This is a genomic window from Myroides sp. TSA_177.3 (assembly GCF_052691955.1).
On the sequence record NZ_JBQZGD010000029.1, the window covers coordinates 20601 to 30755 of the forward strand.

At 29.3% G+C, this 10155-nt stretch carries 11 protein-coding genes; 7 read left to right on the forward strand and 4 right to left on the reverse strand.

What is annotated here, in order from left to right:
• Nucleotides 1-29 precede the first annotated feature (29 nt).
• The 4 genes from ACUTSE_RS16955 to ACUTSE_RS16970 all read right to left on the reverse strand — a co-directional run bounded on the left by ACUTSE_RS16955 (nucleotide 30) and on the right by ACUTSE_RS16970 (nucleotide 3903).
• On the reverse strand, nucleotides 30-1502 hold the full coding sequence (locus ACUTSE_RS16955) for a MauE/DoxX family redox-associated membrane protein (RefSeq protein ID WP_445641092.1): 1473 nt from the start codon (nucleotides 1500-1502) through the stop codon (nucleotides 30-32).
• Between the two features lie 73 nt (nucleotides 1503-1575).
• Nucleotides 1576-2220: a response regulator gene (locus tag ACUTSE_RS16960; RefSeq protein ID WP_445641093.1), complete on the reverse strand. Its 645-nt coding sequence runs from the start codon at nucleotides 2218-2220 to the stop codon at nucleotides 1576-1578.
• Nucleotides 2217-2963, reverse strand: coding sequence for a sensor histidine kinase (locus ACUTSE_RS16965; protein ID WP_445641094.1), 747 nt, complete (start codon nucleotides 2961-2963; stop codon nucleotides 2217-2219). The genes ACUTSE_RS16960 and ACUTSE_RS16965 overlap by 4 nt, the downstream gene beginning before the upstream one ends.
• Before the next feature lie 619 nt (nucleotides 2964-3582).
• Nucleotides 3583-3903: a hypothetical protein gene (locus ACUTSE_RS16970; RefSeq protein ID WP_445641095.1), complete on the reverse strand. Its 321-nt coding sequence runs from the start codon at nucleotides 3901-3903 to the stop codon at nucleotides 3583-3585.
• 183 nt (nucleotides 3904-4086) lie between these two features.
• Between ACUTSE_RS16970 and ACUTSE_RS16975 the strand changes: the two genes are divergently transcribed.
• From ACUTSE_RS16975 to ACUTSE_RS17005, 7 genes are all read left to right on the forward strand, one after another.
• Nucleotides 4087-4932 carry an RteC domain-containing protein gene (locus ACUTSE_RS16975; protein WP_445641096.1) on the forward strand — a complete coding sequence of 282 codons (846 nt, stop codon included), beginning with the start codon at nucleotides 4087-4089 and terminating at the stop codon, nucleotides 4930-4932.
• A 552-nt stretch (nucleotides 4933-5484) separates the two neighbouring features.
• Nucleotides 5485-5889 carry a hydroxyisourate hydrolase gene (uraH, locus tag ACUTSE_RS16980; RefSeq protein ID WP_445641097.1) on the forward strand — a complete coding sequence of 135 codons (405 nt, stop codon included), beginning with the start codon at nucleotides 5485-5487 and terminating at the stop codon, nucleotides 5887-5889.
• Complete coding sequence (locus tag ACUTSE_RS16985; RefSeq protein WP_445641098.1) at nucleotides 5889-7358, forward strand: phytoene desaturase family protein; 1470 nt, start codon at nucleotides 5889-5891, stop codon at nucleotides 7356-7358. The genes uraH and ACUTSE_RS16985 overlap by 1 nt, the downstream gene beginning before the upstream one ends.
• 5 nt (nucleotides 7359-7363) lie before the next feature.
• Nucleotides 7364-8200 carry a phytoene/squalene synthase family protein gene (locus tag ACUTSE_RS16990; RefSeq protein ID WP_286442464.1) on the forward strand — a complete coding sequence of 279 codons (837 nt, stop codon included), beginning with the start codon at nucleotides 7364-7366 and terminating at the stop codon, nucleotides 8198-8200.
• Nucleotides 8201-8369: 169 nt separating this feature from the next.
• Nucleotides 8370-8834: an SRPBCC family protein gene (locus ACUTSE_RS16995; RefSeq protein WP_445641099.1), complete on the forward strand. Its 465-nt coding sequence runs from the start codon at nucleotides 8370-8372 to the stop codon at nucleotides 8832-8834.
• A gap of 4 nt (nucleotides 8835-8838) precedes the next feature.
• A complete protein-coding gene (locus tag ACUTSE_RS17000) occupies nucleotides 8839-9297 on the forward strand; it encodes a sterol desaturase family protein (RefSeq protein ID WP_445641100.1) in 459 nt (152 codons plus the stop codon).
• Nucleotides 9294-9977: a lycopene cyclase domain-containing protein gene (locus tag ACUTSE_RS17005; RefSeq protein WP_445641101.1), complete on the forward strand. Its 684-nt coding sequence runs from the start codon at nucleotides 9294-9296 to the stop codon at nucleotides 9975-9977. The genes ACUTSE_RS17000 and ACUTSE_RS17005 overlap by 4 nt, the downstream gene beginning before the upstream one ends.
• The last annotated feature ends 178 nt before the right edge of the window (nucleotides 9978-10155 follow it).

The window sequence follows — 10155 nt, forward strand, 5'->3', positions numbered from 1 at the left end:
TAGCTTATTTTTTAAAGTGAAGCCAAACTTTACTCAAACTTATCTGTTAGTGATTTGGCCATTCGATAACGGACAAGCTTTTGATCAAATAAACCATAGAGATAATGGTCTGTGACAATTAAATCAGTAAGCTTGCTATCCCCTAGGTGATAGATATAAAAACTAGCTATATAATTGTCTTTTTTAAAGTCGTAGATATCAACAATACTAGCTTGTTTCCAGATAGCTTTGGACTCGTTTTGTCCAAGAGAATTTGATACAATAAACAAGAGATTGTTTTTAACCACTACTTTTTTGTTTATAGCGCTTATAGGTGTTGTCATTTTGTTTTCTCCTGTACTTAGTTTAGAAGAAGTTATAGTTACAGCTTTAGTTGTATCTATAGTGTGCCGTTGACTAATTAAATCCAAAGTTTCACTAATCAAAATGTATTTATTCTTATAAAAATAAGTATAGAGCAACGTCTTGTGTTCTTTACTAAAGCTAAAAATACCATCGCTATCAAATACTCCATCAGAATCACTCTCTAGCAAAGTTGAATTTAAAAAAACTCTTGGAGTAGTCTTAGTATTAATTAGTCCTAAAATATTATTGTAGTCTTCACTACTTTGACTTTTAATGGCAATAGAGGTTGAATCTAAAGGGATATAATCGGTAAAATAGGCTTCTCTAAAACTGAATATTTCTGTAGTCTTGGTCTTTTCATTGGAATTAAGCATCCCTTTATAGACAATTGGAATTGAACCATCTGCTAAATAGAAATTGGGATAATCAGTCTTTAATCGTAAATATCGATATCCAAATTGTGTAGAGTCAATTTGAATAGTGAAATCTTCTCTATTTAGAAGTGAATCAACACTTATAAAAATAAGGGGAGATACACTATTACCTAAATAAACTTTGTTTTTATTATAACCTGAGAAATAAAAAGTATTTACGCCTAAATCTAGGGTATCATCCTCTACCACACCGTGAGGCAAATACCTTCTAATAAATGGATTATCTTTTTTTATAATATGTTCAGAAGATAAAAAAAGCAGGATAACAAGTAAACTACTTATTATTGTGGTAATGATTGATACTAGATAAAATCGTTTTCTTTTCTGATCATGAAAAAACAAAGCAACTAAGGCCAGTAGACTAACGATGATATTAAACCACAGATGCTCGTTCCATCCCATTTTTTCAAGTATTCCACCACAAGAACAAGGGATGAAATCGCTGTAGTTTAATATCAAATAAATATAGAGGGTAAATGCAACCATAAGCCCATAACTAAGATAAAGCCCTAAAAGTCTTGTTGTTTTAGTACAAAGCAGTAAAGCAAATAATAGTTCGGCTCCTAGCACTAAATAAGCAATGATATTGGCGTAAGCGCTAAGCAGTGGGGACTGTGTTAGTTGAACCTGGAAGGCTTCAAAGGTAATGAGCTTACTTATGGCTGCATATACAAAAAGTAAAATATAGAAGTAGGATATTATAAGGACGTATTTGGCTTTCATAGTCGTTGCATTTTGGGATAATCAAAACTACAATTCACTATAATTCAAATCAATACGTATTTTTACTATAAAATCATTCAATGTCTTCCAGAAGAAGATATCCATTAGATAAGGCATACATAAGAACACCTATAAAACTAAAACTTTTCGTTTTTTCAAGTAATGCTTCTTTGTGTTTCTCTACTGTTCTTGTACTACAACACAAAGTATCTGCAATTTGTTTTGCGCTGTATTGTAAGGCAAAAAGCTTTATAATACTCAGCTCTCTTTCAGTGAAATAAGTCGTCCCTTGGCTAATACTATTTAGATTTTCTTGAATTTTATGATATACTTCTTTATCGTAATAATAGCCTTTTTTGCACACCACTTTTATTGCTTTTTTTATAGTAGCTGTATTAGCTACCTTGGAAACGTATCCCGATACATTACAAGCAATCATACGCTTGATATGCCCAATATTAGTGTAACTACTTAAAATGATAATCTTTATGTGTGGGTATTGTAAATTAAGTTCTTTTGCCGTTGTAAACCCATCCATCACAGGCATACTGATATCCAAAAAAACAACATCCACTTCTTGTGTTTTTAAATGCTCTAAAAGCTCCAGCCCGTTAGATACACTTACAACTAATTCTACATTTTTTATAGCATCCAGTGATAAGGCAAAACCTCCCCTATACATTACATGATCATCAGCTATGGCTATGCGAATACTCATAATCTGTCTATTTTAATACTTATATTATTTTTCCCTTGCTTACTCTTGTGAGTAAACATGGCCTTTATGTGTTTTGTTCGAGTTAAAATATTTACAAGTCCTATCCCCTTTTTCTCCTTACTCAAAGCCATAAAATCATAGGCAATCCCATCGTCTTTTATATTTAAAAACAAATGATTTATATTCCAATACGCACCGATTGTTACCTTAGTAGCATTGCTGTGTTTTAAGATATTCTGAATAATTTCCTGAAGACTCCGATAGAGTTCAATCTTTTGGGTATTAGATAGAACAAACGTCTGTTTATTAGTGGTAAATTCAATTTGAATCAAGCCTACTTTTTGAATTCTGCCAACATATTGTTTTATTATATCAACAATTCGATACTCTTCTATATCGGAAGGATATAGATTGTAACATAGATTAAGGGCATTTTGATAGCTACTTTGAACTGCTTCTTTCAAAGAAGTGATTAAATACTCCTCTTTATTTTTGTCCTGCTTACTGTCTAGATGCTCCATGTATTTTAATACAGCTGCTAGATCACTACAGATTCCATCGTGTATCTCTTGAGACAAAGCTCGCATCTGATGATGCTCAATCTGAATTCTTACGTTTTGCTGCAGCTCTAATTGACGTATCATTCCTTTTTGATAGATATAGATCAAAACTAGTACTAAACTAAAAAGGCAAAGTGTCATAGCAGTACCAAGCCAAAACATCAAGGTTAAATCATTTTCCATACTCCTAGAATTATCATTATTCGAAAAAACAAAGTAGCGATCACATTTACAATCCAATAATCATATAAATACAGATTCAAACTATAAACATGTGGCACTAAAACAAAAAAGAAAATTGTATTGAGGTAATACATAAAAAGCCCAACAATAAAATAAAATGCAGGGGTATTATAAAGCCTTACAACACTACGACGGCTAAACAATTGGCCTAGCCAATAAAAAGTTCCAGCAAAAACCAACACACTCACCCCTATCTTGCCAATTGATTTACTTTTTAATACATCAACAGGAAATACAAACCAAAAGGTATATAAATACACCAATAAAAAAAGACTTAGATAGACAGCTAAATACCTACTAAGTCTTTGATTAAATATGAATTTAAAAAAGTAAAAGATAACTAAAAACTCAAACAGTGTATAGATTTGAAACCAATAATCGCTATTAATCTTTAGAAAATAACTACAAATAAGTTCATAGCCACTTGCCAAAGCCATAAGTCCAATTAATGGGATATACCCCCAATATTGTTTTGTAAAAACTCTGTCTTTACAAAACAAACCTAGGATTAAAGGAACCAATCCAAGGGTAAGGGCGATATAGACTAGAACTTGATAAATCACTCTCTTTTTATTAATTCACTTTTTTTGGGACAGATTCTAGGACATGGAACGAGTTCCTCCAAAAGAGTCCCTTTAGTTAAGTCTTCTTGATTACTATCCACTCCCACTAAAACCATATTGGCTTGTGAGTTATCTGGATTCTCACCTAAATAAATTCGAAGACCAATACAATCGTTTTGTGATAATATCAGATTTAATTTATCTAGTCCCACAAAAAAGGATTTAGTCTTTTCTGGGTGCTCGCTTTGATAGGTATGCGTATACTCTATTGCTTCTTCTAAGGTAATTTCCTTTCCACTTTGACTGCTGATATTCATAATACTACATGTTAAAATTATGAAATAAATCTCTGAATTAATAACAAAATTCGCAATACGTAATTTCCGCAGCATTAAAACGTAATAATACGTATTGACTAATACGTACTTTCCCCTCTACCTTGTTTTACTTCCATTTCTGAAAATCGTGCAAAATAATAACCAAATCAAAATACAAGTATTATGAAGCACCAAACTTACTTTAATAGCCTGCTTACAAGCATTCAAAATCAGGAAGAATCTTTAAATCTTCTTTTACACTCGCAGGACATCGTACAAATTATAAATAACCTTCAGCTTATTTTATATCAGTTAAGTGCATATCTGCTTAATTCAACCTTAACCCTTGAAGAAGAAATCTATTTTTTTAAAGTGGTAAAGCCTACTATCCTTGGTAAACTAATCTATTACAATAAAATCTACCGGCTAGAATCAAGCCTTAACAGACAAATGCATCTGGATAAAAAATTCTTTTCTAAAAAACTTACTCAGCTTAAAAATCAAAGCAAAAAGTACATTAGAAAATCCAGTTTTTATAAATACTACATAAACAACCGCACAGACAAAGATCATCTTTATTTTAGTAGAGGAAACATTGATCTAAAAGAAGGTTTAAGCAGTGTGGCTTTTAAAATCGATATGGAATTCTCTACCTATTATGATATCAAGGTAGCTAAAATAATAGCTGATAATATGTTCTACAGTTATCTAAAAGATCAATTATATTTACTAGAACAACAAGAGGTGTATTCTAGCAAATCAAATAAAGTAAAGTCCCAAACTCTACATTGGTCTGAATCTCAAAATGCGCTTATTGAGCTGATTTATGCGCTTTATGTAACTGGTTCCATCGGGCATAGAAGAATAGAAATCAAGAAAATAGCTATTGTTTTTCAAGAACTGTTTCAGATCCCTTTAGGAGATATTCATCATGCTTTTCATCGGATGAAAACAAGGGCTAAATCAAGGACTTGTTATTTGGATAAATTAAAACAGGGGTTAGAAGAGTATATGGATAAGGATATTTAAAAGATATCCCTCTATAATTTAAAGTAAACAATCTTCTGTAAAAAGTTTTTATATGATGTAAAATAATCGAATTTCACTACTAAATCCTATAATATATGTATGTTTATTTCCCCAAACTATATAAATATATATAAGCAAAATAATAATATATGTTCTAAACTAAATAGCATAAAATACATGTAAAAACAAGTAAAGTTTTAAACAATATAAAATCATAAAGTCAGAGAACTATATTACCATTTTGTACGTTTATTTTCAATTAAATAAATCGTTTTTTTTATCTAATCATTGTATTGTTAATCATTTTAAATAGCTACTATACCACTCTGTTATTAAGAATTAATATCCTGTCTGATATTTTTAATATTTTTTTTAAACATCTGTAAACTTCTTTAATAGAAAAATTAGAGTCTATTATAAATCAAGTATTTTTTTTCTATAAAATATATACTATTATACTTATTATTATATATTTGTATACTTTTACACCATTAGTAAATGAAGATAAATCACTTTTTTAAACATTACTATTTATATCAAACTTTATATATTATGAAAAAAATTCTATTACTAGTATTGGTAATTTTTGGGCAATTTTGCTTTGCTCAATATAAGTCTTTTCAATTATCAACCCATATTTTAAATATTTCTTTGGGACAACCTGCCTCTGATGTTGAAGTCGTTTTACAAAAGATGGAAAATGAAGCAAACTGGAAAACCATAAACAAAACTAAAACAGATAGTAATGGCAGGGTTACTGATTTCTTGCCTTTAAGTGATCAAAATAATTATGGAATTTATAAATTAATTTTTAAAACTTCTCCTTATTTCGAAACGTTAAACTTAGAAAGCTTTTATCCTTTTATTGAAGTAGTTTTTCAAATTAGTGATAATAAACACTACCATGTTCCCATTACTTTAAGTCCATATGGATATTCAACTTATCGAGGTAACTAATGAAAAAAATAGCTATAATTGGTTCGGGATTTTCTGGACTATCCGCTGCTGCTTACGCTGCTAAAGCTGGTAATGATGTTTCGGTTTTTGAAAAACACACTGTAGCGGGAGGACGTGCTCGACAGTTTACAACTCCAGAAGGTTTTGTTTTTGATATGGGCCCGAGTTGGTATTGGATGCCTGATATTATTGAAGGATTCTTTTGTGATTTTGGTTTTAAAACCTCTGACTTTTTTAAACTAGTATCACTTAATCCTCAGTTCGAAATAATCTTTTCTAATGATTGCCTTCAAGTTCCTGAAAGTTTTGAACAACTTAAAATCATCTTTGATAAGATAGAACCAGGAGCTGCTAAAAACTTAGAAAAATTTATGCGTGTGGCACAATCCAAATACGAAATAGCAATGAAAGACTTTGTTACAAAGCCTTGTCATAACTGGCTTGAATTTACTTCTTTACAAATTGGCATACAGGCTTTTAAGTTAGATATGCTGACTAATTTTAGAACCTATGTTCACAAATACTTTCAAAATGAAAAATTAAGAGCGTTAATGGAATTTCCTGTTATATTTTTAGGTGCCTCACCAAAAAATATACCTGCTTTATATAGTCTGATGAACTATGGTGGATATAAATTAGGTACTTATTATCCTATTGGTGGTTTTTATCAATTAGTTTTGGCGATGCAATCAATTGCTGAAAAACAAGGAACAAAATTCTACTTTAATCAAACAGTAGAAAAAATCAATGCTATTAATAATAAAGTAACTTCTTTACTTATCAATGGTAAATTACATGAATTTGATGTTGTTATTTCATCTTGCGACTACCATCATACAGAAAGTCTTTTAGACAAAGATTTTAGAAATTACACGGAAAATTATTGGAGTAAGAAAACTTTTGCTCCATCATGTTTAATATTTTATCTAGGCATTGATCAAAAATTACCAATTTTACAACATCATACACTGTTTTTTGAAAATGATTTTGACACACATATTGAATGTATTTACACAGATAAAAAATGGCCTGAAGATCCACTTTTTTATTGTTGCTGTCCTTCTAAGACAGATGACTCAGTAGCCCCCAAAGGCAAAGAAAATATTTTTTTATTAATGCCCCTAGCTATTGGTCTTGAAGATAATGAAGAGGTTAGAAATAATTATTTGTCCAAAATGTTAGCTAGAATAGAGCAACACACAGGTATACAAAATTTATCATCAAAAATTGTCTATAAAAGAAGTTATTGCGTTAGTGATTTTATTGCTGACTACAATGCGTATGGAGGAAATGCGTATGGTTTGGCCAATACCTTGAGGCAAACAGCAATATTAAAGCCAAAGTTAAAGAATCAAAAGTTGAAGAATTTATTTTATACGGGCCAGTTAACTGTTCCTGGTCCAGGAGTCCCCCCATGTATCATATCAGGAAAAATAGTAGCTAATCAAATTAATAATTTTAATAAATGATTTGTATGAAACACTTGTTTGATGAACTTTCTTGCTCGATTAGTAAAATCACAACTAAGAAGTATAGTACTAGTTTTTCATTGGGAATTTTAGCCCTAAAACCTTCTATTCGTCCGGCGATATATGCAATTTACGCATATGTAAGACTAGCAGATGAAATCGTTGATAGTTTTCACAATTATGATAAAGCTATGTTACTTTCAAGATTAAAAGATGAAACTAAAATAGCCTTAAATGAACACATTTCATTAAATCCTATTTTACAATCTTTTCAACAAACTGTACATCAATATAATATTGATTATAATTTGATTGAACAATTTTTACATAGCATGGAGATGGATTTACAAAAAGTTGACTACAATTCAGATTTATATAATCAATACATATATGGTTCAGCCGAGGTTGTTGGTTTAATGTGTTTACAGATTTTTACAGAAGGAAATAAAACTAAATATGAAGAGCTTAAACCTTTTGCTATGAAATTGGGTTCGGCATTTCAAAAAGTAAACTTCTTACGTGATTTAAAAAACGATTATCAATTACTTGGTAGAACTTACTTTCCAAATATGAATATGGGTGTATTTGATAATGAAGTTAAAAGTCAAATTGAAGATGAAATTGAAATTGAATTTAAACAAGCACTTATTGGTATACAAAAACTTCCAAATTCATCTAAATTCGGGGTTTATTTAGCTTACAAGTATTACTTGTCCCTATTTTATAAAATTAAAAACAAATCATCATCAGAAATTTTGAATTCTAGAATACGCATATCAAATTCACATAAAGCATTAGTCGCTTTTAAAAGTTATTTAAGATATAAAATAGCTCTCTTATGATTAAAATTATAAAATTTAGTTGTATCCCTTTAATTAGTACTTGAGTTTTAAAATGCTCTCAAACTTCTAGATTATGATGCATTATACCCTAAAAATAAAGAATTTATCAAAATAAATAAAGAAAAACAATCTACTCTATTTTAAGAGATAATATTGAAATAATTTTAAAATGAAATACATTCTATATAGAGAACAGCAATTAAAATGTGATATAGATACGGCTTGGAGATTTTTCTGCTCTCCATTGAATTTATCGAAAATAACACCTAAGAATATGAAATTTCATGTCTTAACTGAATTTGGTGATGAAAAGATATATCCGGGAATGATTATCGATTATATAGTAACTCCCATTCTTGGAATACCGTTGAGGTGGACCACTCGTATTACACAAGTAGATGATGAGAATAGTTTTACAGATTTTCAACAAAAGGGGCCTTATAAATTGTGGATACATCATCATGAATTTATTCCTAACAAAGAAGGTGTTCTTATGAAGGATACTGTGGAGTATGAACTGCCTTTGGGTTTTATTGGATACTTTGCGCACAAATTATTTGTAAAGAAAAAACTTACAGAAATTTTTGATTATAGATACAAAGTTCTAGAAAACATATTCAATTCTAATAAATAAGTCTATGAATATTTTACTTATATTTCTAGTTTTTATATTAATGGAAATAGCTACTTGGCTTATACATAAATACTTAATGCATGGATTTTTATGGATACTACACAAAGATCATCATAATCATTCCAATAAGGGTATTTTTGAAAAAAATGACTATTTTTTTATTATTTTTTCTATTCCATCAATAGCATTAATGTATTATGGAGCCTTGAATAATTATAATTATTTGTTTTATATAGGATTAGGAATTATGCTTTATGGAATGACTTATTTTTTTGTTCATGATATCTTTATTCATCAAAGAATAAAAGTATTAAAAAATACTAGTAACCCCTATTTATTAGCATTAAGACGTGCACATAAACAACACCATAAACATACCGAGAAGCACAACGGTGAATGTTTTGGATTCTTATATGTACCATTAAAATATTATAAAATGTTTTTAAATAATTCAAAAAAATGATTTCTTTAACTTATTCAACTATATTATTTTTAACTGTAATAATTTGTTTTGTAGCTTCTTTTGATAGCAGAATTCAATTTAATAAGCAATTCCTCCATTTTTTTAAAGCATCAGCTTTAGTATCTGTTCCTTTTATTCTTTGGGATATATGGTTTACTCATTTAGGAGTATGGTGGTTTAATACAAATTATACCATAGGGGTTTCTATAGCTGGTTTACCTTTAGAAGAAATGCTCTTTTTTATCTTTATTCCTTTCTCTTGCATTTTCACATATTTTGTAATTGACAAATATTATCAATTAGATTTATTAAAATCATTTAATAATTTATTAGTTTTTACTAGTATAATTATTCTAATAGTAGTAGGTTTATTAAACATTAATAAAATTTACACCATTACCACCTGCTTAGTTAGTGTAGCTACTTTATTTTATCTTCATTTTATTGTGAAGTCACAATGGATAAGTAAGGCTTCTTTTGTTTATACACTACTAATGCTAGGTTTTTTTCCAGTAAATGGTGTCTTGACAGGAACAGGATTGGAAAACCCAATTGTAAACTACAATCCAAAAGATTTTTTAGGTATTAGAATGTTTACCATACCTGTGGAAGATATGGTTTATGGATATACTCAATTCCTTTTAATTATTTACTTTTTTAAGTATTTTCAAAATAAATAATTTTAATCTCATTTAAAATTTAATTATTTTTTCACCCAGACATAAATTCTAAATTACTATGAGTTATTATTAGTCCTTATGCTTTACAAAAAAATCCTTTTGTATGCTTCCCCATTTTGTAGGCTTCCCTAAAAATTGGACAGTTGTTAATTCGAAATTATTAACTTTAAACAAAACT